General features: G+C 36.2%; 25 protein-coding genes, 13 tRNA genes and 1 pseudogene. 4 read left to right on the top strand and 35 right to left on the bottom strand.

What is annotated here, in order from left to right; all coding sequences use genetic code 11:
* The first annotated feature begins 12 nt into the window (after positions 1–12).
* On the top strand, positions 13–1,086 hold the full coding sequence (locus ASU02_RS05525; RefSeq protein ID WP_057761804.1) for a sulfite oxidase: 1,074 nt from the start codon (positions 13–15) through the stop codon (positions 1,084–1,086).
* Positions 1,087–1,421: 335 nt separating this feature from the next.
* Here ASU02_RS05525 and ASU02_RS05520 read toward each other — a convergent pair whose 3' ends face one another.
* The 5 genes from ASU02_RS05520 to ASU02_RS05500 form a co-directional block, all read right to left on the bottom strand.
* Positions 1,422–2,471, bottom strand: coding sequence for a DUF418 domain-containing protein (locus ASU02_RS05520; protein ID WP_057761802.1), 1,050 nt, complete (start codon positions 2,469–2,471; stop codon positions 1,422–1,424).
* Positions 2,472–2,958: 487 nt separating this feature from the next.
* Positions 2,959–3,423, bottom strand: a complete 465-nt coding sequence (locus tag ASU02_RS05515) for a hypothetical protein (protein WP_057761800.1) — start codon at positions 3,421–3,423, stop codon at positions 2,959–2,961.
* 14 nt (positions 3,424–3,437) lie between these two features.
* A complete protein-coding gene (locus tag ASU02_RS05510; RefSeq protein ID WP_057761798.1) occupies positions 3,438–3,917 on the bottom strand; it encodes a GyrI-like domain-containing protein in 480 nt (159 codons plus the stop codon).
* 357 nt (positions 3,918–4,274) lie between these two features.
* Positions 4,275–4,775 carry a DinB family protein gene (locus ASU02_RS05505; RefSeq protein WP_057761796.1) on the bottom strand — a complete coding sequence of 167 codons (501 nt, stop codon included), beginning with the start codon at positions 4,773–4,775 and terminating at the stop codon, positions 4,275–4,277.
* Between the two features lie 802 nt (positions 4,776–5,577).
* Complete coding sequence (locus tag ASU02_RS05500; protein WP_057761794.1) at positions 5,578–6,147, bottom strand: nucleotidyltransferase domain-containing protein; 570 nt, start codon at positions 6,145–6,147, stop codon at positions 5,578–5,580.
* A gap of 384 nt (positions 6,148–6,531) precedes the next feature.
* On the opposite strand from ASU02_RS05500, the gene ASU02_RS05495 reads away from it, so the two are divergent.
* Entirely contained in the window at positions 6,532–7,080 is a 549-nt protein-coding gene (locus ASU02_RS05495) for a DUF3231 family protein (RefSeq protein WP_057761792.1), read from the top strand.
* A gap of 262 nt (positions 7,081–7,342) precedes the next feature.
* Here ASU02_RS05495 and ASU02_RS05490 read toward each other — a convergent pair whose 3' ends face one another.
* The 9 genes and pseudogenes from ASU02_RS05490 to ASU02_RS05445 all read right to left on the bottom strand — a co-directional run bounded on the left by ASU02_RS05490 (position 7,343) and on the right by ASU02_RS05445 (position 13,373).
* Entirely contained in the window at positions 7,343–7,873 is a 531-nt protein-coding gene (locus tag ASU02_RS05490) for a DUF3267 domain-containing protein (RefSeq protein ID WP_232426164.1), read from the bottom strand.
* 177 nt (positions 7,874–8,050) lie between these two features.
* Positions 8,051–8,488: a hypothetical protein gene (locus ASU02_RS05485; protein WP_082631705.1), complete on the bottom strand. Its 438-nt coding sequence runs from the start codon at positions 8,486–8,488 to the stop codon at positions 8,051–8,053.
* 68 nt (positions 8,489–8,556) lie between these two features.
* On the bottom strand, positions 8,557–8,745 hold the full coding sequence (locus ASU02_RS05480; RefSeq protein WP_057761790.1) for a hypothetical protein: 189 nt from the start codon (positions 8,743–8,745) through the stop codon (positions 8,557–8,559).
* A gap of 75 nt (positions 8,746–8,820) precedes the next feature.
* Positions 8,821–9,288 (bottom strand): DUF2691 family protein, encoded by a 468-nt coding sequence (locus tag ASU02_RS05475; RefSeq protein WP_057761787.1) that lies wholly within the window; start codon positions 9,286–9,288, stop codon positions 8,821–8,823.
* Positions 9,289–9,859: 571 nt separating this feature from the next.
* Positions 9,860–10,429, bottom strand: a complete 570-nt coding sequence (locus tag ASU02_RS05465) for a hypothetical protein (protein ID WP_057761784.1) — start codon at positions 10,427–10,429, stop codon at positions 9,860–9,862.
* 128 nt (positions 10,430–10,557) lie between these two features.
* A pseudogene (locus tag ASU02_RS05460) lies at positions 10,558–10,991 on the bottom strand (DUF4275 family protein).
* 173 nt (positions 10,992–11,164) lie between these two features.
* Entirely contained in the window at positions 11,165–11,674 is a 510-nt protein-coding gene (locus ASU02_RS05455) for a DUF3916 domain-containing protein (protein WP_057761781.1), read from the bottom strand.
* A gap of 139 nt (positions 11,675–11,813) precedes the next feature.
* The gene (locus tag ASU02_RS05450) at positions 11,814–12,203 is read right to left on the bottom strand and encodes a DUF5071 domain-containing protein (RefSeq protein ID WP_057761779.1); all 390 of its coding nucleotides are present in this window, start codon (positions 12,201–12,203) and stop codon (positions 11,814–11,816) included.
* A 114-nt stretch (positions 12,204–12,317) separates the two neighbouring features.
* The gene (locus tag ASU02_RS05445; protein ID WP_082631704.1) at positions 12,318–13,373 is read right to left on the bottom strand and encodes a DUF1835 domain-containing protein; all 1,056 of its coding nucleotides are present in this window, start codon (positions 13,371–13,373) and stop codon (positions 12,318–12,320) included.
* A 136-nt stretch (positions 13,374–13,509) separates the two neighbouring features.
* On the opposite strand from ASU02_RS05445, the gene ASU02_RS05440 reads away from it, so the two are divergent.
* Positions 13,510–14,259: an AAA family ATPase gene (locus tag ASU02_RS05440; protein WP_057761776.1), complete on the top strand. Its 750-nt coding sequence runs from the start codon at positions 13,510–13,512 to the stop codon at positions 14,257–14,259.
* 31 nt (positions 14,260–14,290) lie between these two features.
* On the opposite strand, the gene ASU02_RS26320 is transcribed toward ASU02_RS05440, so the two are convergent.
* From ASU02_RS26320 to ASU02_RS05410, 8 genes are all read right to left on the bottom strand, one after another.
* Positions 14,291–14,446, bottom strand: a complete 156-nt coding sequence (locus tag ASU02_RS26320) for a hypothetical protein (protein ID WP_157684483.1) — start codon at positions 14,444–14,446, stop codon at positions 14,291–14,293.
* 38 nt (positions 14,447–14,484) lie between these two features.
* The gene (locus tag ASU02_RS27180; RefSeq protein ID WP_269745964.1) at positions 14,485–14,616 is read right to left on the bottom strand and encodes a hypothetical protein; all 132 of its coding nucleotides are present in this window, start codon (positions 14,614–14,616) and stop codon (positions 14,485–14,487) included.
* Positions 14,617–14,648: 32 nt separating this feature from the next.
* Positions 14,649–15,530, bottom strand: coding sequence for a helix-turn-helix transcriptional regulator (locus ASU02_RS05435; protein ID WP_057761774.1), 882 nt, complete (start codon positions 15,528–15,530; stop codon positions 14,649–14,651).
* 268 nt (positions 15,531–15,798) lie between these two features.
* A complete protein-coding gene (locus ASU02_RS05430) occupies positions 15,799–16,722 on the bottom strand; it encodes a GNAT family N-acetyltransferase (RefSeq protein ID WP_332307625.1) in 924 nt (307 codons plus the stop codon).
* A 141-nt stretch (positions 16,723–16,863) separates the two neighbouring features.
* On the bottom strand, positions 16,864–18,837 hold the full coding sequence (locus tag ASU02_RS05425) for a S9 family peptidase (protein ID WP_057761771.1): 1,974 nt from the start codon (positions 18,835–18,837) through the stop codon (positions 16,864–16,866).
* Between the two features lie 540 nt (positions 18,838–19,377).
* Positions 19,378–20,793 carry an OmpA family protein gene (locus ASU02_RS05420; RefSeq protein WP_057761769.1) on the bottom strand — a complete coding sequence of 472 codons (1,416 nt, stop codon included), beginning with the start codon at positions 20,791–20,793 and terminating at the stop codon, positions 19,378–19,380.
* Between the two features lie 343 nt (positions 20,794–21,136).
* The gene (locus ASU02_RS05415; RefSeq protein ID WP_057761767.1) at positions 21,137–22,105 is read right to left on the bottom strand and encodes an NAD(P)-dependent alcohol dehydrogenase; all 969 of its coding nucleotides are present in this window, start codon (positions 22,103–22,105) and stop codon (positions 21,137–21,139) included.
* Between the two features lie 94 nt (positions 22,106–22,199).
* Positions 22,200–22,775 carry a Crp/Fnr family transcriptional regulator gene (locus ASU02_RS05410; protein ID WP_057761765.1) on the bottom strand — a complete coding sequence of 192 codons (576 nt, stop codon included), beginning with the start codon at positions 22,773–22,775 and terminating at the stop codon, positions 22,200–22,202.
* A gap of 117 nt (positions 22,776–22,892) precedes the next feature.
* On the opposite strand from ASU02_RS05410, the gene ASU02_RS26315 reads away from it, so the two are divergent.
* Positions 22,893–23,042: a hypothetical protein gene (locus ASU02_RS26315; protein WP_157684482.1), complete on the top strand. Its 150-nt coding sequence runs from the start codon at positions 22,893–22,895 to the stop codon at positions 23,040–23,042.
* A gap of 209 nt (positions 23,043–23,251) precedes the next feature.
* On the opposite strand, the gene ASU02_RS05405 is transcribed toward ASU02_RS26315, so the two are convergent.
* The 13 genes from ASU02_RS05405 to ASU02_RS05345 form a co-directional block, all read right to left on the bottom strand.
* Positions 23,252–23,333, bottom strand: a tRNA-Leu gene (locus ASU02_RS05405).
* 24 nt (positions 23,334–23,357) lie between these two features.
* A tRNA-Leu gene (locus tag ASU02_RS05400) sits at positions 23,358–23,443 on the bottom strand.
* 34 nt (positions 23,444–23,477) lie between these two features.
* Positions 23,478–23,551: transfer RNA gene (locus ASU02_RS05395), tRNA-Cys, on the bottom strand.
* A 10-nt stretch (positions 23,552–23,561) separates the two neighbouring features.
* Positions 23,562–23,636, bottom strand: a tRNA-Gly gene (locus tag ASU02_RS05390).
* 1 nt (position 23,637) lies between these two features.
* Positions 23,638–23,712: transfer RNA gene (locus tag ASU02_RS05385), tRNA-Gln, on the bottom strand.
* 50 nt (positions 23,713–23,762) lie between these two features.
* Positions 23,763–23,838: transfer RNA gene (locus ASU02_RS05380), tRNA-His, on the bottom strand.
* A 29-nt stretch (positions 23,839–23,867) separates the two neighbouring features.
* Positions 23,868–23,939, bottom strand: a tRNA-His gene (locus tag ASU02_RS05375).
* Positions 23,940–23,948: 9 nt separating this feature from the next.
* Positions 23,949–24,022: transfer RNA gene (locus ASU02_RS05370), tRNA-Trp, on the bottom strand.
* Between the two features lie 9 nt (positions 24,023–24,031).
* Positions 24,032–24,115, bottom strand: a tRNA-Tyr gene (locus ASU02_RS05365).
* 16 nt (positions 24,116–24,131) lie between these two features.
* Positions 24,132–24,204 (bottom strand) — tRNA-Thr (locus ASU02_RS05360).
* A gap of 11 nt (positions 24,205–24,215) precedes the next feature.
* Positions 24,216–24,288, bottom strand: a tRNA-Phe gene (locus tag ASU02_RS05355).
* Positions 24,289–24,300: 12 nt separating this feature from the next.
* A tRNA-Asp gene (locus tag ASU02_RS05350) sits at positions 24,301–24,372 on the bottom strand.
* 3 nt (positions 24,373–24,375) lie between these two features.
* Positions 24,376–24,449 (bottom strand) — tRNA-Met (locus ASU02_RS05345).
* Positions 24,450–24,483 lie beyond the last annotated feature (34 nt).

Raw genomic sequence — 24,483 nt, 5'->3', positions numbered from 1 at the left:
TAGGAGGAATTTATGGACCATTTAAACCGCCATAAAGTGAGCCCATATTTATTGACTCGCAGTTTGTTACCGGAAAATCAGGAGACACCCATTCAATTTATTAATAATGACATGATGGTTAATAAATTATTTTATAGGCGGAACCACTTTTCTTATCCAACCCTTTCCTTACGCAACTATTGGCTCCCGATTAATGGGATCGTTTCAACACCAATAATACTGTCCATGCAGGACATTCTTCAATTACCTTCAAAAACAATACAAGCTGTCCTTGAATGTTCGGGAAATAAACGTAGCCTTTTCGAACCAAAAGTATTTGGAGAACAATGGGAAAAGGGTGCTATTAGTCAAGGATTTTGGAGGGGTGTACCCTTACGAACCCTTCTTGAACTTGCTGGAGTAAGAGAAGGAGCAAAGGAAATTGTCGTAGAGGGATATGACTTTGGAGAAAGAACGGATCAAAATAAGGAGGTTTTCACCTACACAAGAAGTTTACCTATTACGAAGGCGTTCCACCCTGAAACCATTATTGCATATGAGTATAATAATCAGCCAATTCCTTTTAAGCACGGGTATCCACTGAGATTAATTGTTCCACAGTGGTATGCAATGGCATCCGTAAAATGGATCAAGCAAATTAGTGTTATCAATTCAACATTTTCTGGCCCCTTTCAGACAATCGATTATGTGTATTACCCAAATAAAGAAAGTAATAAGGATTCCTTCCCTGTGACTACAATAAATGTAAACTCGACTATCCAGAAGCCTTTAGATATGGAAATTTTAAATACTGGCAAGCATTTTATTAAAGGGGTTGCTTGGACAGGCAATGGCATTATTACAAAGGTAGATATTAGTGTAGACGGTGGAAGTAATTGGCTCAATGCAAAAATAGACCTTCCCAAAAATTCTAGTTACGGCTGGCGATCTTGGTCTTATGAATGGAATATATTGAGGAAAGGTGAATATCTGATCATGTCAAAAGCAACAGATTCATATGGTCGCAGGCAGCCAGCTGTACCTTTATGGAATAAAAAGGGGTATGGGTATAATGCTATAGATAAAATCAAGGTTAAGGTAGAATAGCAGCAATTATCTCCTTCTTTTTCAATAACAAATAGAGCAGGATTTTTTATTTCCTGCTCTAATCTATTTATGGATACATATCAAGTTTGTAAGTTGTAACAATTTGGGTGGTACTGTTCTCTATCTTGATACTCATTATGCTTCTCTACAATCTACGCATTTTCATGTTCAAAAGGTGCTTTCTTTAATTTAGAAAAATTCCCTTTAGTGGAATAACAAAGGTAGTTTGTAACAAACACATTCTTGTAAATTGGAATCACTGATTAATAAGCTTATCTTGATTTCCCTTTATACGGTACACCATTTAAGTTTTTAAACAGCCTTATCTCTAATCTCTATTTCTTGTTATATGCTATTCTTCTGCCATACGTCATATATCGCCAAACTTTTTCTAATGGCCCCATCTTAAAGAACTTAAACCAAATGACACTATAAATAATTTGAATCGCAAATATAATAATCGAAATAAAGACTTTGTTTATCGGCGACACAAATTCAAGTCCCATTAACGAGATTATCGCCAGTCCAATGAAGCTTTGCGCCCAATAATTAGTAAACGCCATTTGACCAACACAAGCAATCGGCTGCAGCAATTTTACAATACGCTTGTTTTCTAAGATTAGAAATAATGTTGATAAGTACAAATAGGTTGTCGGTATTTGACCTAAACCGATAATAGTTTGCAAATGTTGATAATCTCTATCTGGTGTGAACCAGATCCAAAGTGAGAAGCCAATAACGATTGGCAGGGTGATGATTTGGATCCATTTTATGCGAGTAGACAATTCTCTTATTCTTCTCATCCAATTTGCCTTTGCTGCCAAAAAACCTGTTAGAAACATGATGAAGATAGCAACGGCATCATTCCCCAGAAAGGAGCTCACTTTTGAGAATATTCCTAAATCTAGAGAAAATAGCCCCATTAAAAGCATGATAATATAAACAATTATGATTCCGCCAAGCCACTTACTAATCGTTGATACCTTTGCCCGGTAAAAAGGTATCATTAAGAAGCCAATAATGGCATATGTCGCTAAAATGGAACCCCAAAAAAAGATTAAATGGATTATCCCAATTAAAAAGAGGGCTAATAAACGCCTTGCAAAACGCCAACGTGGCTTATCACCGCGGCTTTCAGCACGTGATGAGAAAATAAAAAAACCGGCCCCAAATAGAAAAGAAAAAATGGAAAAGAACTTTTTCTCGACAAAAATTTCAATTAACTTAGCAATTACTTCGTTCATGCCGGTATAATCTGGTATCTGCATACCCTCAGTCAGGATTTTAAAGGCCCCGACATTAATTAACAAAATCCCAAACAAAGCAAAACCACGGATAATATCTAAGGAAATGATTCTTTCCTTTTGTGTAATGGATGGATTCATACTCTACTACTCCCTTTTGATAGTAATCTTTATAAATTAGTATAACGGCCCAACCTTACACGATTTTAATGTAAACCTTACATTAACCTTAAATCAGTATTCATTTACTGGTATGAAAAAGACAAAAAGGACCTTTAGTGGAAGATCCTTTTCCTGCTTAAAATGTAATATTACGCACTTTAAAAGAATACTCTAATAATAGTTTGTGATATATAGGTTTGGAGAAATAAGCTATTCATCAATTTAACACCATAAAGTATCCTATCGATCCATTCTTATTATTCACTCTTTAGATATGTGAAAAGGGGACAACTCCCTATTAGCAAATTAGAAGTAACCAAGGAGAATCTCCGCATCCATTGGGTTTGCAAGCTAGTGAAAGCTATTTTTTACTTAGAGAGAAAATAGCTTTCACTAATTTCAATGATGAAAAAGGATAACCTAGTACATAAAATTCTAGACTCTTCCACTTGGTCTTTTGCCTAATTTAATATTCTCTTTTAATCACAAAAAACGAACCTCGAATTGTTCCAGCTAGTTTAGACTTCTGCCTAGCAAACTTAAACTTCTCTTCTAACTCCTTCGGTACCTCCATCCCCTCAGAAAGCTTAAAACCAACGGCCCTCTTCTTAGGATCATCAACCGTATACATGACATTGACCACAAGACCGTCCTCATAAATGACGTAGGCAAATTGGATATTTTCCACTTGAAAGCGTGACGTTTCTAAAGGTTTGGCCGAAAACTCAATATCACGTTCTTTTTTCAAAATTTGGTTCACATAACCAAGTGTCTCCTGGCTTTCACTAGCTGGTATAACCGTAAATTCATGCTTGTATTTATTCATAAAGTAACGGGCTTCATTAGCACGTAAACCAGCAAGCGCTTCTACTGCAGGTGAAGACTCTAAACCAATCGCAGACACATTTTTAAAATCAACATTATAGGACAATGCCATCGCTCCTTTTATTTCCTAACAACCGGAATCCACATTTCACCAAATACTAAGCCGTTTCGCTGCCCCATAATAACAGATGTATTTGGACCGCCAACATAGGCAAAATCCTTTGCTTCTGGTAATACTTGACCAAAGGCAATACCCGTAACCATATTACTCAACGCTTCATCCGTTTCCGCTTCCCCTTTTACAACCAGGTATTCTCCTTTTGGAAATTGAATCACTCTGGATGCTTCTGGTAAAGATGCCTCTGTCATAACGCCAGCATAATGCATCATCTTGTTATTCACTGCTTCATTCACGACAAAAATGTAATCATTCGTGGCAACGGCTTTTAACTTGTCAAGCCCACCATCTTGTGTGACCTCCGTCCAAAAGTCTGCCTTTTCCTTAGCTATGCCAGCATAATCTGTGTAGCTGCTTTTTAGCTCAGTTCCAATACCTAAAACGGTGAAGCTTTCTTTTTCTTCTAAAGTATAATTTGTCATATTAAACCATCCTTTTTTAAAAATTTACCAAATGATTTGTGTTTTCACTTGATGAGTTTATAATAATCCTTAATCATGTCAAAAAATGATACTGTTTAGGGGGCCCCGATGAAAAAAGTTGAATGGAATAATGTCATCATGCGCTATAGAATAATCTAAGTCTTTTTAAGTATTGCCATTTTTCTAAGCGTTCAGAACCTGCTTCCAGGGTAGTTGAAGAGCATTTTTAAATTAAAATTCCTCACCCTTATTACAAAAAGTGAGGATAGATTTTTTGAATTTTTTCATTTTAGGATATAGGTTGAACCATCTAAAGTCATTTTTATTCTAAAATACGTTCTTCAACTTACACAACCATCACTTTACAAGCCTTTGTTCTAACTCATCTTTTTGCCGCAAGTGATGACGAAAATGCATACCAACTAAATCATACCATTCCCTTGCATTCAGCCAGCCGAACCCTCCATGCTCCACTTTATAATTTGGGTCAATATTATCCACTTTCGATACCCATTGACTTAGCCTAATAATTAATTGATCCATTCTCTTGATAAGATCGTTCTTGCTATCTGAATTATTAGGTGGAGAATTTAGTTCATCCGGTAATTTAATTTTAATCGGCGGAAACCCTCCGATCTTAAATAAATGCTCACCAAACTCCGTTTTTCCAAAGGGTTGTTCATCATTTAAGGTAGAGCATGTTTCCATATTATCTAGATACTCATGGGCCACAAGGATTAAATGGTCATACATTTGCCCAATAGACCACACTGCTTCTTCAGATTTATATCTTAGCTGTTCCAAAGAGTAATTTTGAAGCTCGTTTTTGTAAATATTAATCAGTTTGAGTTCGTTCAATGTAATTCCTCCTTTGTATTAATTAACTCAAATCTAAAACTTTTGCATTATATATATGTAACTAATTATTCAATTTTAGATTACAAATACCTTCTTCAACAAACCTGACCCTTAAGTGAAAAAGATCCAGCTGCCTAATTGGCAGCTGGATCTTTAACATAACACCCGTTACTTTAAGTATTTTACTTCACAATTACTCTTTATAAGTGACAAAAAAAGGTGCCAACAAAGAGCCAATTATAAGAATAATAAGAGGAATGCCAAGTGCCACAAAAATGTTTCTATAAGGGGACGACAGCAAAAAACCGATAATAAGCATTGGAAGAATGGTAAAAGAAACAAAAATAAGCCCTCCTGGCATTGTTATCTTATGTGTCGTGCTGCATCCCATTACATTCAATAGGTTTATAATTCCATCAGAGCGATTTATAGATTTTATTCCAGTTAAATTTTATATTACATCTCTCGCATTTTTGCAAAGCATAATCACATCCATTATAATTTCTAGGTTTTCAAAGATATTGTATTTTTAAATTAACTAATAGTTAGTTGAGTAAATAATATTTAAAACCAGACATTCCAAACATAGCCCACAAGAAGCTAGTGCTGAAGCCAAATATCCAATGACGATTATCAAGACCCACAAATGTTCAATTTGTTTTCCAACGTGAATCGTAAATTTAATAAGTGGTAATGAGGATTAAGATGGATACTACCACTGGTGAACTAACCTGCACCTTTACTTCAATAAGATAAAGCTATTCTCCTTCTTGAAGAATAGCCTCCGTTAGTTGAACAAACATTAAAACAAAAATTGAAGCCACTTATGTTCTGGTTCGTGTAATTCTAAGGCATATCGAAGCCATTTTTTCTTCTCATTATCGAGATAATCCTTTATGGTCATAAAGTCTTGATGGTCTTTTTCTCTTGTATTTTTCGCCTTATATAAAAGTACAATTTCTGGATTTAGATACGGAATACCTTTTTTAGTAAAACTCCAAACGGAATTAAGTGGATAGGAAATCCTTAAATCTCTCCTGAATATCCAATCATTTGCTTTTGTTTCATTAAGAAGAATTTCAATTTTGTCCCCGTTTAACAAATTCGAAGCGTGTATTTCATGAACTGGTAACTCTAAAAACTCACTACCCCAAGTATGAAAGTGACCTTTAATAACCTTTTTGAACTTCCATTCTCTAAGATAATCTTTCAAATATAAATGGTCTTTTCGGAATACAGCAATCTCTATATCTTTATGTTCTCTAGTCTCTTTACCAATATAAAGGTCAATTGCCCATCCACCAGCAATAAACCACGCTTTATCAAAGCTTGACATTAATGAATTAATTCTCTGGCATTGTTCAAATGACATATAAATCATCCCCCACAATCAATCAAAGTCCTCATATTTCACCCAGTCCTTTTTAATGAGAGTAATGTTTCTATATCTTCTAATAGTGTTTTTCTAATACTAACGACATAGTACATCCCTCTAATTCTCCCGCTATTTCTATCATTATCCTAAGTAATCCATTTAACTTTTCAAAAACAACGAGCTTTTTCGAATACATATGTCCAAATTAACTTCTAAGTCTACTTAATATAAAGAAAAGAGAGTCATTCTTGTTTGCGTATTACGCATAATTACAAAATAAATACATTTCCTAAATTCCCCTCTAATTACCAACAACTGAATAAAAAATACGATGGGACAGATAATAAAAATAATTCAGCAACAAAAAAAGGAGGGGACCACATGGTAAATATATGGGAAACTGTAATGGATGCAATGAAATCAATGACGAATCAAGACAAAGGCCAGCCTCTTCATGTCGGAGAAGTGATGGCATGCTGGATGTACTTGGCTGGTCTTGAATTGGCTAAGGTTACAGTTCAAGCAGGCATAAATACAACGGATGATGATGAGCTAAGATCTATTCTTGATGAAGATATGAAACTCGGGACCAGTCAAAGGGAAAGACTCCACGATTTCATGATTAAGGAAGGAATTACATTACCTCCTGCTCCGGCAGATATGCCAATATCAAATCCAAACAGTATTCCACTTGGTGTAAAATTAACGGATGATGTGCTTGCAAATGAATTATCTTTAAAAATCATTAGTCTGATTATGAATGCTGCTTCGGCATCCTCTCAGTCAATTCGTACAGATGTTGGTTTATTATTTGTTCAGTTTCTGGCGGAAAAATTAGCTTTTGCTACCAGATTAAAACACTTAATGCGTAAACGCGGATGGATTCAGGTACCGCCTTTTTACGTCCCACCTGGTTCCCAACAGCCATAAAGAAAAAACTATATTAGATAAATAACGCCAAATCCATATATTTCAAGGGATTGGCGTTATTTAATTGATGAATTTTCATATATAAAATGTAGAATCCAATCACACTCCCACTGAATTGCCTTTTACATAAAGTAAAAGTGTGTTCCTCAAAAACTTTTCCATTACTAAAGGCTATGTCCGAACTAAGAGATAGCAGCCAACAAAAGTGCGGTTATCAGAACTGAACAAATCGTTCTACGATCATCCAATGAACGCTTCAATCCTATTGCAATCGGTAATAGCCTTTGCAAAATAAGGAGTTCTTCGGTTTAATAGCAATTAAAAACGAATTAATAATATCCGAGGCAGAAATCACTGCGTTTATCCAACTCACAAATAATAAGATTGACTTGATGTCTTCAGATAAAAAAAGCGATACAATGAAAGGCACTACTGATAATGCCATGAAGGGCAGGCTCATAAAGGTCCAAAATCTCAGTTTAGAGAGAATTGCATTTGTATGCAGCCAGAAAAATATACCGCTAAACGTTAAACTAATGTCACCTTTTTTGTTTATTACAATGATGTGAAGGATTTCATGTAGGATGAAGACAAAAATACCTATTAAGAAAAGAACGATTGCAGTGATAGGAGGGAACCATCCTTTAAATAAAAATGGCAGCAGAAATAGAATGACCTGTAGCAGATAAACAAACTTCATATAGTGCGTTCGTAACCAATGATTCCGAATAAAAGGGGTCCATTTAGACAAATCCATACTTACTTGCGGTAAGTGTCTAAACCACAAAATCATAATTTTTCACTCCTTTAAACAATCGATCCTCTCCATATATTCCAGAATCCATTAATGTTATCTGATAACTGCTCGTTATCATAGTTGTAGATTGGGCGTAATTTCCTTCCCCAAAAAATCAGTGAACATTTAACCCATTCTTATTTAAAACTCCTATTGTAAAGATAGCGATTGAGTTCATTCCTCGGAAAGTATCAGCTCTCTTAATTTTTTCGTCATTTGCGTAGAAGTAAGATAAACATAGTCATCAGTAATATACATAAACGTACTCTTCTCATTTTCTTTCCCTAGCCATAAATGAATGCCATGTGTTGGCAGTTCCCCTTTGTCTGATTCGTATTCCACCATTACATCGTACTCAGGTTCAGATATATCTACCTTTCCTGGCTGCTTAACAGCTGTTGTTATTGCCTTTTCAAAAACATCTATGGATTTCTTATCTTGGAAGGACAAAATAATATCTTCATTCATCCCTCCGAACCCCTCTGATTCTGAAATTTTAATCTCTGAAATTTTTTCATCTAAAAGAACCATTTTTTCCGCCTGCTGTGTTTGACAAGCTGCCATGATAATTGCAGCATATATAATTGATAGTATTGAAAATATAGCTTTCAAGGTGCACCTCCTTCTACAATCATGTTCATATGCTGGATGCGAATCAGCGCTAGTGATACAAATTTCTTCTACTTAGATTTGTTATTGCGATAGGTCTTTTGAATGTAGACCATCATAAAGCTAAGTATGACCGCACATATTCCATTAAACCACACTAGTCTTGTATTTGTTTCCCAATGGATAACAATTTGGCCGATTATCATGATTAATAAAAGGAATAATACTACGAACATCCAATTAGATTGAATTGGTTTCATAGATGCTTCACCACTTTCTTTGATTCAATCTTTAATTAATAAAAACAAACTAACTAGATCTTTTGCTGCCACCCTTTACCAAACAGATAATTTTATTCTTGTGTCATTTTCATCCGTGATGTATTGAATATTCTTAAACCCCAAAGACTTTGCATTTTGATATAACCATTCAATATGTTCTTTTTCTTTACAATAAATTGTGGCATAGGCACTATCGGCAATTAAAAGCACCAATTGACATGTACTGTTTGCGAACTCCTCATATGTCTCAACATCTTTTAAAATTTCTCCAATTGGAAATGCCTTTAAATCAGCAAAAATTAGATAATACCTATTCTTCTCCAAATATTCTTTAAGGCCCATTCCGGTGATTATGTTTAAATGTTTTGGAAAAAGTTCGTCTGCTAATTGGTCCTTCACAACTAAATAAGACTCTGCATCCTCAACACGCCAATGCAAATCAGTCATATCAATAGGTTTTACTATCTCCCCAAGGAAACTGCCATATTTATTTGGTATCTCAAAACTGATGCCTCTCTTCATTTTGAACACTTCTTTCATCAACCTTAACTAGAATCATTCAATCAAGATTTCCAAAGAAAACTGCTATATAATAAAAGAAAACTGCTTATTGGAGGTGCTGATTATAGACCATCTTCATTCGTTTCTTGTCATCAGGCTTTGCCTGTAATTGTCTAATTTATTCTTGGGGAACTTTTATGGGCTAAGCATTCCCAAGGAGTGTGATGGCAAGTGAAACCGCATAAAAAAAATCGAAATCGTGCTTATTATCGACACCACCGAAACAGAGTCATTCAACGAAAAACAAAGATTGCCAAACAATTCGGATGGCACTCTCGCTTCACAGGATATTTTGCAAAAGGAAAGGTCCATTGTTCATGCTGGATATGTTCTCAGAAAACAAATAGAAATGGATTTCCTCATTCGCAAATCATGCAATTGGAAAGCTTAGAAAGTCAGCTATCTGATTTTTTGTATGAAGGAGAGTTTTAATCTTTTAACAGTGCATGGGGGAAATTTCTCCCTCCTGCTCTTTCATTCTTTATCTGGCCTGGTCCCTCATTCATGCCCCGAAAAAATGTAACCATTAAAGTTAGACAATTGTATTTTGAGATACAAATCGTTGATACATTAAGCATTCTTCATCAATAGATTTTGCAATTTCATACGCATCCTGCTGATTTTTTTTGTTATTTATCATCTCGTACATAAATCGAATCACAAACATTAACGATGAATTCCCATCAATATAATCGTCTGGAGCTATGTAAGAATGACAGCCACATTCAAGGAATGCATTTGCTAATTTTTCTTCTCCTAACGTACATCCACTTGCAATGACTTTAATATTTTGTAAATTTGCATATCGCTTTACATCATGAAAGTCAAAAAACTCTCCTCTTGGTTCATCAGGCTCATAGACTTCTTCTCCCAATTCCGGCATACACAATCTCCCCTCATCTCCATGAAATGCCAGAATTAAATAATCACACCTCTTATCCAGCTCTTCTCCAGATAGGACATCGATTAAATCATTAGGTCTCCCAATCCAATGCACTGTAACCCTTGCGCCAAAATATTCAAGTGTAGAACGCATAGCAAATGCCTCCATATCACAATTAGGCCCAACAACTAATGTAATATATAACTCTGGTCTGCTCATTTTATCTCACTTCCTGCTTCTCAAATATTTTTCACCTATATCACCGAATCAGTCTTTATATCCTTTTCAACAGTAAATGGGTCAAGGGATTATCTAATGGTGTTACGATTAAATGCTAATCAATCTATTTAGCTTTCTTTTCTGCAGAAATATGGACCACACCAGCCTGTTTCATGGGTTCTGACATAAGTCCAATTAAACTCTTTATCTACAACATACACATCTTTTTCATTTGCAAAATCATCTGTATTTATAAACGAGGCATTTTCAAGAATCAATGCATCATCTGAATGTTGATAAAAGACATAACAATATTTCTTTAACTCTTTGTTAAATGCTTTATCGGCTTGCTCTTCCTTGAAACAATTCTTTTTTTCAAAACTAAATAGATGCCATAGATAGCCACAGCAGCCGTCTTCATCAAAAAGATATATAGACTTCTTATCCTTTTCACTAAGATGATTGGCAAAATTCCCTTCCCATTGTTCCGCAAATACGTTCCCCATTTAGGTATTTCTGTTATCTTTACTTTTTTCTTTTCAATCAAGGATATTAAATCCATCATACGGCCAAACCGACCCCCACTTTATATGTTAATCCGTTCTATCAGATAAATTATTATTATATATTTTGCAAATATCACACACTCTGCTTTGTGAAATATTTAATTATAATGCCGCTTTATTATTAAAGTATTTTGGGCTCTATTCCATTAGCAATAAAGTTATTATTCACCTAATCTAATTCCCCCACAAACCAAATTTCATTTTCAAACAGTTCCGCATCTTCATCCTTTATTTCTTCTCTTATGCCTAGACAGCCCATACCATCAGGAATTGATAGATCCCATTCACTTGCCATATTCCTTTCAACTGATAAAGGGATCCACTTTTGATAATCATCATTTCTATCAAAAAAACCTTTAAAATGGCTATCTCCAGAAAAAATGATTATCTGGCTATTCCATAAATCAGGTAGATCAATCGCCACAACAATCCTAAATTTCTGGTTAGATGGAGGCTTTATTCTCTTTAAATGCTCTGCTCTATCTAGCAAGGTCTGTATACATAGGCGTTTGATCGCTTTAGGGGTTTTTATTGAAGCAATAAAATCTTGTGCTACTGGTAAATGAAGATGCCAGTAACCATTATAAAAATCAGAAGGGAACTTCATCGTTTCCTGTTCCAATCTGTTGACCATACTTCTCGATTTACGTTTCAGTCCTCGGACTTTTTTATCTGACATATTCCGTTCTCCCTATGCTTCTACTAAATCTCAATAGTAGATATAACTTTCTTTTACTATCAATATGGGAAGGTTCGTTCTCCTTCCAGTAAACAGAACTGCTATCCCGTTGAGAAGCGTGAACCCCACCTCTCCTTACTCATTCAGTCCTCCATAAGATCTCCTTTGCTGTTTCATCCAGTTCCTCTAATTTTTCCCCTGCCGTAGGTCTTTCAGCCATTCTTATTAATTCACTCTCAAAAGACATCCTGAACTCTTCGGGTAACCTTCTAACCAAAATTTTCAAACACCAATACTTCCACACATCATCATCTGCAGCTAAAACATCCTTAATAAGCGGAACCATTTCATTCGGGAATGTTACTAGCAGCTCCGCGACCTCATGGGCAATCGGCCAATTCATGTCCTGAACCCATTCCATTAGACTGGGAAGCAAAGGCAAGAGCTCTGTTCGCTCCATTTTCTTTAATTTATACACTCTTTCAAAGTCATGCTTATTCCTAGGTAAATATTTTGCATACTCATTCACTTGGCGGCTACACCTGCTTCAACTTTTTTAGACGCAGCATTCTCATTCTTGGTTTAAAAATAATGGCCATGCAGGAGCTTCCTCTTCTTGATATAACGTGATTGAATCATGCCATCAGCCTTTCAATCTCACACTGTAATATCTCATAGCCTTTAAATTCCCTTCCATCTCAAAAACGCCTTTTTCTATTAGCTTTCTTAGCCGATACTCGAAAAATGTATCCCCCATATATTGGTCTAAATGCCCGATCACTTCTCCTATTAATCTTGCAGATTTCATATATGCTTCAGGTTCTTCTGCACGTTCTCGCTCAATCTGAAGGTTTTTTGCCGTATTTATCATATACTGATCATAATAGTCTTCTCTGACACTCTTTATCTTTTCATTTTGCCAAATTCGCAAGGTTTCGTCGGTGTCTGCGAGCGCTGCCCATTCTTCTTCAAGTCCCTTTCTTTCATGCTGTGACAAAGAGGCTTCCGCTTTACTTTCTTCGTAAATTACTTGTAATTTTTCTGGAATGATTTCTCCAGTCTTTATCGCAAAGTATTCGATATCAGGCCGATTAAATTTTTCCGTAAACATTTTTGTTGAATTAATCACTTTGATGTCATTCGTTTTATTCTTTAATAAGTGCAGAACATATCGCAGTCCCGTTTGTTCATGGGCATTTTCAGCCACCCATATGGTTATCGGCACATCCTCTGGAATAGAAACGATCTGATCCATCGTTTCATAAAATTTCTTTTGATAATCTCGAAAATCATCATGTTCGTCATTCATGACCTTTTGCATAAAATCAAATCTAGCTTGCTGCCCAGCCTTTTCATGCAGTTTCCAGACTGGACCAACCGAGAACATGTCCCAAAATGAAATGACCTTTTCTTTTTTAGATGCGCCCATTTTCTTTAAAGCATATTTTAAAGACCCCGCTGGGGAATCACCGAAAAGAATATGAGTCATATGAAATTCCCTATGTTGGCTGCTTTCCGACCGCTCTCTTGATATTTTGAAAACCGTTTCGTATACATTTTTAATATCACTAATAAACTCTGTCTCCGAATACGCTGTTTCTCTCAAAAGATTCATTCTTAGAAGGACATGAAAGAGCAGTGATTTCGCTTCCTCTTCCGGCAGCTCCCTGATCGCTAGCTTCAATTTATCTATTTCCATGCACTATTCCCCCTGAATATACTCTATTACCTTAAAGCTATCGGTAAAGTCATCTATTAATCATTATTCTATGTTATTATTTGGTATTAAGGAAGTCATTTGTAAAATACTTCAAAATATAAAGAGGTGTTGTTTTGTGGAGGAAAATCAATATTTAAGAGGCATAAAACTGAAACGTGACAGCATTGCTTCTTTTAATAAGTATCCCTTTCATTTACCAAGCATTAAGACTTTAGATGAACTATCCTTTCATCCAAATGTCACCTATTTCGTTGGCGAAAATGGAATGGGCAAATCAACGTTATTAGAAGCGATTGCGATTGCTGCTGGATTCAATCCAGAAGGAGGTTCATTAAATTTTAATTTTACTACCTTTAATTCTCACTCTCCGCTGGACAAGTATATTAAGCTGATTAAGGGGGTTGAAAGGCCCCAGGATGGATTTTTCCTTCGTGCAGAGACCTTTTATAATGTAGCAACAAACATAGAGGAATTAGACAGGGAACCAGCACCTGGACCAAGAATTATTGATTCATTCGGAGGCGTATCACTTCATGAACAATCACATGGAGAGTCCTTTTGGGCAACATTTGTAAATCGTTTTCGCGGAAATGGCATTTATCTATTAGATGAACCAGAGGCTGCCTTATCCCCTTTAAGACAGCTATCCATGTTAGCCCACATTCATGAATTAGTCCATCAAAATTCGCAATTTATCATTGCTACCCATTCACCAATTATTATGTCCTATCCAAATGCCAAAATTATCGAACTGACAGAAGAAGGGGCACAAGAAACATCGCTTGAAGAAACAAATCATTTTAGTATTATGAAACAATTTTTTGATAACAGAGACAGATTGCTGCATCATTTATTCGATCAATAGCCTACAGTTACCCTATTCAGCCTGTTGATTTCTACATTTGCTTTTCTACAGGCTGATTTTTTCCCCTATCACTGTTTTTACTTTGCCTAGCTAAGTAAATTATTCCAGCTGCCACACAAAGGATCATTGCTATTTGGAGTCCCCCAAGATGTAAAAAACTCTTCATTATAGCCAATAAAAAATTCAATCCCATCTCCTCCACTCTTCAAAAAATACATAGGCAGGTTACCCACTGAATAAGAAATCTTTTAAAAATTGAGCAAGCATATTGCCTGCAAAAAACTTTCCAGCGATAATAGCTGCTGCGAGAACAAAACCGATTACGATTCCAAGCTTTCTTTTTTTGGAATTTTGCATAGCATTCTTCCTTTCGCAAGGTTAAACTAAAATCATTCTTCAAAGGTTAAATTGACAGGCTCATCTAATAGATCAGAAGAAAAGTCAATATTCGTAGTCGGCGTTTGTTGATCCACTTCTTCAAATTTCAATTCATCTATCCACACATGCCCATTTCCTGAAAGTATGACACCAAATGCGATGACTGCACTATTTTCTGGCACATCTAAAACAATGTGATAATGATTCCACTCATGATTCCCTACAATTGGGCGGTCACTCATATTATCAAATTGCAGCACATCCCCAAGGGAATCATCGACACGCATCCAAAATCCACAGAATCCATCAACATCTTGAGATTTTATAAACCCTGAGAGCTTTAATCTTTTGCCAAGATACTTCTCAGCTTTAAATTCCTGCATCATTGTTGCAAATTCACCTTGGCCATGAACGGTAACAGATTTTAGGAAGCCAGATGCCTTCCCTTTATGAAAGGTTTCTCGATCAATTCCCATCTGATAGTTAAATGGGTGACTTCCGCTTAATTTCCATCCTTTTAATAGCTGTTCATTTTTCAATTGCATTTCCTCCTTTTGTATCGTCAATTTACTCATCATTTTACGATAGTGTCCTGGCGGCAAATGATAAAACTTCTTAAACGAACGAGTAAATGATTCTTGTGTTTCAAAGCGATAATAGAGCGCAATATCGATGATCTTTTCATCCGTATAAAGCAGCATGTTCGCTGAATTTGCAATTCTTCGATATCGAATATATTCTGATGCTGTGACGCCAACCTCTTTTTGAAAAATACGATGATAGTGATACTTTGAGAATCCTGCAAACTGAGCAACACGTTCTAAAGAAAGCTCTTCATGTAAATTCATCTCTATATACTCAATCGTTTTTTGTATGATAGGACTGTAGCTCATTCCTTGAACCTCCTTACTAATAAGATAACAAAAGAAAGCAGGTATTTTTTGACTTATATTGCTTTGTTTAAAAGAAATCTTCAGTATTTTTCATAGAAAAAAGAGAATACTCTCCCTCTATTAGTCCAGGCATTCGTTCTTCTTGTCTCCTACAAAGTCAGTTTTGTGAAAATAAAAAAGGGCTCTCATTTTGAATGAGAACTCTCAATCGCTTTTTTATGATACCGGCGGAACAAACTCCACTTTATACACACTTTAGACAAAATGATTAACAATTAAGCTCAATAAAAAATCTATTTTCCTCATCCGTTACTTCAAATCCGACTGATTTGTATAAATTTAACGCCTTTTCATTCTCTGTATCTACCATTAATTTAGCTTCTTTCAGCCCTTTTTCTTTTAAATAAGTTAGAGCCGTAGTTAGGAGGAACTTAGCAATACCTTGTTTGCGCCAATGTTTTCTGACAAACACTTCTTCGATAACTCCCATTTCATCTTCTTGCCAGGCCATTGCACTAGCAATGATAGCCCCTTTATCCCTAATTGTAATGGAGGTCCAGAATTTGTTGTTTTTGTAATCACGTAATCTATTTATGCCTAATGCAGCATCCGGCCAAATTTCTGCCTCAACCTCTAAATATTCTTTTTCCTCTTCAATACTGCTCATCTTCCAATATTCCCAATGTAATTCGGGTTGCAGCAAGTTAACAGATTCAATCCGTTTTTTTAGATCCCTTTTCATCGTGTATAAAGTGTTTAAATGCTTAAAACCTTTTTCCTCTACAAAAAACTGATTATTTCTAACCTCTGTTCTAAAATTCCCGACACATAAAATAGTTTGATAGTTTGCAGAAAGCAGTTGCTTTAATTCTAATGCACGGTTGTATAGTTTTTCATATAGCTCTTTATATAATTCATAATCAGATTCTCTTTTAGGCAATACTTTTAAGTTCAAGTAGATAGTATGTTTACTCTCTTGTGGAAAGCCATCCCGAACCACATGAATCACTTCAACTTGACCTTTTCCAACCATCTGTTCATTTTCAAATGCACAGTATACATTCTGCCAATTTTCTTCTGGACCAATCCACCAAAAAACTACCTTCTTGCCCTTTGTAACAGCTTGATAAAAATCACCTAATAGTGGCATATCCGCTTGTTGAAAATTTCTAATTACAGTTGAACGCATCATCCTATTTACTCCTTTTAATAGAATTTCAGACATTTTTAGTTAGTAATCATAGAGCTGCAATCACAGGCTAAATAAGAAAAAAAGATTCTTCATGTAGGCTATTTCATTCTTATGTATCTTTAAAGGATAACCATTTAGTCATCATAAAACCCTAGTATCTTTCATACTTTCTCCAAGAATATAGTGTGAAAACCACGTCAAATTCTGCTTCATAATAGCTACATTCATTCCTGGCTGGTCCGGACTATATGCCATTCCTTTGAAAATAATTAATTCTGTATCCACTTCCATATCCTTTAATCCTTGATATAGCTCATATGCATTGGGAGTTGGGACTCTTGCATCCTTTTCGCCATGTTGGATTAGAGTAGGAGTACAGGCTGATTTAATATATGTCATTGGTGATGTTTTAGCATAGATCTCTGGATCATTCCATGGATTATTTCCTAAATACATCCTGATATAGTAAGGGATATCTGTATTTACATAATGGGTAATCCAATTAGTAATTCCACCTCCAACTGAAATAGCTTTAAATCTACTACTATACGTAGAACAGAAAGCTGATATATATCCCCCGTTGCTCCATCCCATAACCCCTACTCGATCTTTATCCGCAATCCCTCTATCAACTAGTTTATCCACTCCAGATATAACATCATCGTAGTTAGCAATTCCCAGTTTTCTATAGTTTGATTTTAAGAATTCATTCCCATAACCCGAACTTCCCCTATAGTTTGGTTCTAATACGATAAAGCCTTTTTCGATAAACTGTTCAATAGGATATTTCTCATTAAAACAGTCTGAAAATATCGGAAAGGATGCCCAAGCCGGACCACCATGGATTACTACTAATAAGGGATATTTTTTATTTTCATCAAACTCTGCTGGGGTTGATAAAACTCCCTCTATTTCATGACCATCACTGCTTTGCCATGAGATGATTTCCCTGTTACTTTTAAGCTTTCCTTTGAAAAATCTATTTTCATTCGTTATTTTTTTATCGTCTAAATAGATTTCAAAGGTTTCATTTGTTATAGCCTTATTATAGGATATATGATTTCCATCCATTGTTATCGAAGCATCCATTATAAAGCTATCTGCTTCTTCGCTTAACATTTCCACAGTACCATTCTCAGCTAACATCCCAATAAGATAATTAGTTTTATTCTGCCATCTAATTAAAATTCCTTTAACTGTCCACCGTAATGGTATAACCGTACTATCAAAATCTGTTAAAGGCAGAGTTAGCCCTCCACTATTAATATCATAGATCACCAATGTACTGTCTTGTATATGAGTCTTATAGTAATCCTTCTCCCTTATGCTTGCTGAATAGCATATTTTGCTGCCGTCTGGAGAAAAGCAAACGCTCCCTCCCAACAACTTATCTATATTTAGCTTTTGTAGCTCTCCAGCTTTAATATCTAGTATGTATAGATCTCCATTCATATAATCTCCCATATTTGGGCTCGGCGTAGCCATAAATACAGCCTTTTTCCCATCATTTGAAATATCAAATACATGGATATGGAAATCCTTACCATCAGTTAGTTGATAAACAACGCTATTTTCGTGTTCATCTTTATCATCTTGTATCACTTTTTCTATTTCAATGTAATATAAACAATTATTCTGGTATTCCTTACCGATACGATGGAATTCTCCATATCGTTCTTTACGTATCTTTATTGCCTCGGCTTCTTTTGACTGTGCAACATAATAAAAACCCTTGCCAGCAGGCTCCCATTTAAAATTACTGACCCCTTCCTTCTCATCAGTAATTTGAACCCCACTATAACCATCTATTGACTTAACAAAGATTTGATTTTTCTTATTATCCCTGTCACCAACTGGGCTAAGGTATGCGATAACGCTAGAATCTGGAGACCATATTGGGGATGTACTATCTATATCCTCAGGTGGTAATGGGTAACACTGCCCCTTATCTTTTTCATTTATCCAAACATGATTCCTATATTTATTGTCTTTCCAGCTAGCTGTCTTCTTGACAAATGCTACGTTTTTTCCATTATCACTTATGTTTGTATCTGATAAGGTTGGTAATGAAATAATCTCTTCTATACTTAGATATGTTCTTTCATTCATTCTCATTAATACCTCCCCTCGTAACTATAAACAAATAGGCATTTCTTGATATTGAGTATTTCTGCATAATCTTGCAGCTTAACATACAATTTAACCTTTCTTCTCTCTTCTTCAATTTCGGCATTTAATTGTGCATCAATCTCGTGATAATGAAACTTTGTAAGGATTCTGCTTTACTTTCACATCCTTACTCATTTTCTTTCTCCTTCATCCATTTTATTACTCTAGAATATTATTTGACCTTATACTATAAAACTCCTTTATTTTCTTTAGTCCGTCTCATGTACGAGTGTTTATGACACACTTTCATAGAGTTATTAAGAGACTGCCTTTCACTTATTGCTCTAGTTTCAAAAGTCGTATCAAAACCTACGTTTCAATTTATACTTGTTGATGGATTGATCCATGCTGCTACACAAAAACCTATTAAAAAATGCCAATCTCAATTGACTGGCATTAAAGCTTTATTATTTTTGAGGTTTGAAAATCCGATAATATTATAAATCTGATTAGGTTAGTAAATGAACAAGCATTTGTTTTTTCATTCTACTTTTTTGGATTTATCACAATTTCTACACGACGGTTTTTTGCTTTCCCTTCCTCAGAATCATTTGAAGCAATCGGCATGGATTCACCATATCCTGATGTACTGATCTTTATAGAGTCAATTTTTCCACTTTGCCGTAAATAGGTTTCTACCGACTTTGCCCGTTTTTCTGATAGCATCATATTATACTGGTCATCACCAGTATTATCGGTATGTCCATTAATTTGAATAACAGTATCTGCTTTCAATTTTTCTAAAGCTTGAATTAATTCATTCAATGTTTTCTGTGAATCAGGTTTCAAATCACTTTGATCATGATTAAATAAAATATCATCAGGCAATTGAATTTTTGTTTCTTCCCCATCTGTAGTCACACTTGTTTTTTCCGGAGCTTTAACGATTGGCGGCTTCGGGTATAGGACGACTTGAATCATCTTCCCGCTTTCCTTATTTGGAATAACCAGCTCACCCGTCATTTTTTCGAAGTGCTCCCCGTAAAGTTGCTTCATTTTTGTTTTTAAGATATGCCCACTACTCGGTTCTGAAGTAATAGTAATATAGCCATTTTCTGTGATGGTATCATATGGAATCTGAATTAAAAAAGTACCATCACTAACGATATTTGTACTTGAATTCACCCAATTTTGTGCAAGACTTGCATCTTCAGATGAATAATAGGAAGCAGACAATGCTGTTCCCTCTAATAAGTTCGATTTCCCTTTAATATAGAAATAATAATGGTCATTGGTTAATTCCGTTTCAACCCATACATTCGCGCTTCCATAATCATTTGGAACCGTCTCCCTTTTAGGTGTTTCTATCGGATACACGGTTTCTTCTCCGCTAGGCAATACAAGGATGGGCGCATATATTTTTTGATATTCTACATCAGTGATTTCATCTTTGTAGACAAAAGGTCCTTTTAAGTTCTCTCCATGCTCACCATATATTGCTTCAATCTCATCTGTCTGCCCTGATCCAACAAAAGCCACTTTTATCGTGACTAAAATATTTCCATAGCCTTTTAAATCGGTAGGTATTTCATATGTAAAATTCCCATTCTTATCAACAACGGCAAACTTATCACAAATTAGACAGATTGGATTCCGAATTGAAAATGGCCGATCCAGCCAATCAATTTCCACTTTAGTACCTTCTATTAAATTACTTTCTCCATTTACCACAATCTTCCCATTTTTATTTTCTACATTTCCGCTTAATTTGATGGTAGTCGGATTAGTATCATCCTCTTTATTCTCTGCTACAATCTCTTTTTCTGAAGCTTGGCTTGTATTCTCTAAAGCAGGATTACTCCTTTTTTCCTGATTTGCCTGTTCTTCCTTATTATTCTCACATCCAACTAAGAAAAGGAATGTCAATAAAATAAGCATTAACCAGCACGTTTTTCTCCCCATGTTCTCCTCCTAAATTACCAATTCTTTCTATAATTTAAATGATTTTTAACTAACAGGGAATAAGCGTTTAGTTCTAGGATAAATGTCACGCAAGTAGAATATAGCGTGCGGAAACTCTGGTGTAAAAAATAGAAAAAGAAAAAGGACTCTACCATTTCCAATGATATTCTAGAAAAAAAGAATCCCAAAAAATATTGATAGATCAATATTTTTGGGATTTCTGCTTAGTTTAAATTAACGTTAAACTTTTATGATGCCATGGACCGTTCTCTACATCAAACACACAAATTTTATTATTTCGCCCTTATTTTCTGTTATTAGGTAACTCTTCCTACCTGTTAGACTAAATTGTTATAATAACTTTCCCCTGTGAATGTCCATTTTCAAAATATTGAAATGCTTTTGGAACCCCACTCAAGGAATAGCTTCTGTCTATAACTGGCTTTACTTTTCCTTCTTCAATAAGCTTTTTCATCAAAACTAAATCATTTTGATTTGTCCTCTGCATAAAGGGGATGAATTTCTTTTTTCCAATCATGGATAACAAAGTTCCTACCGTTATTGTCTGATACATTTGACTACTTGTGCCACCAACATGAATGAATACCCCATTCTCTTTCAGCTTTCTTTTATAAGTAGATATAGATTGCGAACCATTCACTCCGAAAATTAAATCAAAGGTCTGATTATGATTGAAAAAGTCTTCATTTTTATAATCAATCACATGGTCTGCCCCAAGGGACCTAACGATGTCTATGTTTCTAGTACTCACCACAGCCGTCACTTCAGCACCAAACGCTTTTGCAATTTGAACGGCAAAGGTTCCTACACCGCCTGAAGCTCCATGAATGAGTACTTCCTGCCCAGCACTTACCATTCCTTTATCCCTTATAGCTTGTAAAGCAGTGGTAGCTGCCATGGGAACAGCTGCGGCTTCCGTAAAGGATAGATTACTAGGTTTTAATGCCAATCCCTTTTCATCTACAACTACATACTCTGCAAAAGCTCCCCAGCCACTTCTAGATAAGTCTCCGTAAACCTTATCTCCTACCTGAAATTGGGTAACTTTTTCACCTATAGCCTCCACTATTCCTGCAATGTCCCCACCAGGAATAGGGTATTTCGGTTTCATAAGACCAAATGCTAATCGGGCTGGCAGTGGTTTTCCTGTTAATAAAACAAGATTACCAAAATTTATTGATGATGCATGAACTCTTACTAATACTTGATTTTGTTTAGGTGTGGGTGTAGCTACCTCGCTTAGTTTAAGTGTATCTGGGGATCCATATCTTTCAGAGATAATTGCTTTCACCTTCATCCTCCTTTTAATCCTTTTTCAATTATTGTAGACGGAAAATGCAGATGGAGCATTGACTTAAGTTAAGAAGGATAAATAAGTGAAGATGCTATTGAATACGTTTTTTAATTCTGCTTAAAGACTCTGGTGTCATGCCAAGATAACTTGCCAATTGATGTTGGGGCACACGTTTGAGGAGATCTGGACGATTTTGAACGATCATTTTATAGCGTGCTTCTGGTGAAGAACGAATAAATTTTGCGTATTCATTTTGTGCTTGGGCAAGGTAGTTTTCCATCATGCTTCGTGTCATGGATTCAAGCTCTGTGTATTGCTTATACATTTTTAGTTCGGACTCTACGTCAGCAACAACTAATGCACAGTCTTCTTGACAGGTTAATGAGTAGTTGGATGATTGATCAGGTTCTTCATAATTAAACAACAAAATGGCTTGTTCTTCAGTATAGAAATTTGAAGTAACCTCTTTTCCATCATCATCTAAATAATACTGTCTGACACACCCTTTCAGTACAAAAAAACATTTCTTTGTTGGAGAATCGCCCTGTTTGATTAGATAGGTGCCCTTTTTAAACCCCTCTATTATTAAATCATTAATAATTGCCTGTTGCTCGGCTTCAGTTAGCGTAGTATATTTAGCCAAATACTTCATGAGGATTTCTTTCATAACAAGTCTCCTTTTTATGGGATGGGCTCTTCAAGACAATAGTACCATTTCTATCCATGCCAGAATATAAAATTTGTTGGCTAATATTGAGTTAAATAGGCTGCCACAAGGTCTAATATGACACAAGAGACAGCCTATCTTCTGTTTTTCTATTCAATTGTTCAAATTGTATTGTTTGATAGATCTGACTTAATGGATGCAATTGTTCCTGCCCCGTTTGTTCAAAAACAACAACCATTCTTACTATGGATGCCCGTTAATATTTAATATCAGAAATGACAGTTTTTAATCCTTCAATAGATTTAATATTTCGTTAAGCTGCCAACAACTACTTTTAATATAAGATTATGATGGTTCTTCAATCTTTCAAAAGGCTTCTCAATAAAACCAACTATCTTTTTTTCAATAATTCAAAATCCCTAAGCGAACACAAAAAAAGACAGGCAATAACCTGTCTTTTTTGTGGATAATACTGATACCGGTGGTCGGGGTCGAACCGACACTCCAGAAGGAACACGATTTTGAGTCGTGCGCGTCTGCCAATTCCGCCACACCGGCATATTAAATTATTTCTCGAAAAAGTGCCGAGGACCGGAATCGAACCGGTACGGTAGTCACCTACCGCAGGATTTTAAGTCCTGTGCGTCTGCCAGTTCCGCCACCCCGGCGTATCTATTTCATATGTTAATGATTAGTAAATTATGGAGGCGGCAACCGGATTTGAACCGGTGATCAGGGTTTTGCAGACCCATGCCTTACCACTTGGCTATGCCGCCATAAAATANTTGGAGCGGAAGACGGGATTCGAACCCGCGACCCCCACCTTGGCAAGGTGGTGTTCTACCACTGAACTACTTCCGCNTGGCTGGGCTAGCTGGATTCGAACCAACGCATGTCGCAGTCAAAGTGCGATGCCTTACCGCTTGGCTATAGCCCAATAGTTATTTATATTATATGTAACAAATGTAGATTATGTGAATCGTAATATGGGGCGACTGATGGGAATCGAACCCACGAGTGTCGGAACCACAATCCGATGCGTTAACCACTTCGCCACAATCGCCATAATCAAATTTATTCATTCATAAAATNGCGGCTGATGGGAATCGAACCCACGAATGTCGGAACCACAATCCGATGCGTTAACCACTTCGCCACAACCGCCATAAATAATGGCAGGGGTAGTAGGAATCGAACCCACACTGAAGGTTTTGGAGACCTTAGTTCTACCTTTAAACTATACCCCTATAAATAAATGGTGGAGGGGGACGGATTCGAACCGCCGAACCCTAAGGAGCGGATTTACAGTCCGCCGCGTTTAGCCACTTCGCTACCCCTCCGGAAAAGTGTGAGACATGCCGGCCAGAGGACTTGAACCCCCAACCTACTGATTACAAGTCAGTTGCTCTACCAATTGAGCTAGGCCGGCATCGTATTNGGTGGCTCAGGACGGAATCGAACCGCCGACACAAGGATTTTCAGTCCTTTGCTCTACCGACTGAGCTACTGAGCCACTATGTATNNNGTCCGGACGGGACTCGAACCCGCGACCTCCTGCGTGACAGGCAGGCATTCTAACCAACTGAACTACCGGACCAAATTGCGGGGACAGGATTTGAACCTGCGACCTTCGGGTTATGAGCCCGACGAGCTACCGGACTGCTCCACCCCGCGATAATCATATTTCCATATATACCTATCAAGTAAA

This window comes from Cytobacillus praedii (assembly GCF_001439605.1).
GTDB lineage: Bacteria > Bacillota > Bacilli > Bacillales > Cytobacillaceae > Cytobacillus > Cytobacillus praedii.
Note: the sequence above shows the minus strand (reverse complement) of the source record. Positions and strands in the feature narration are given on the sequence as shown.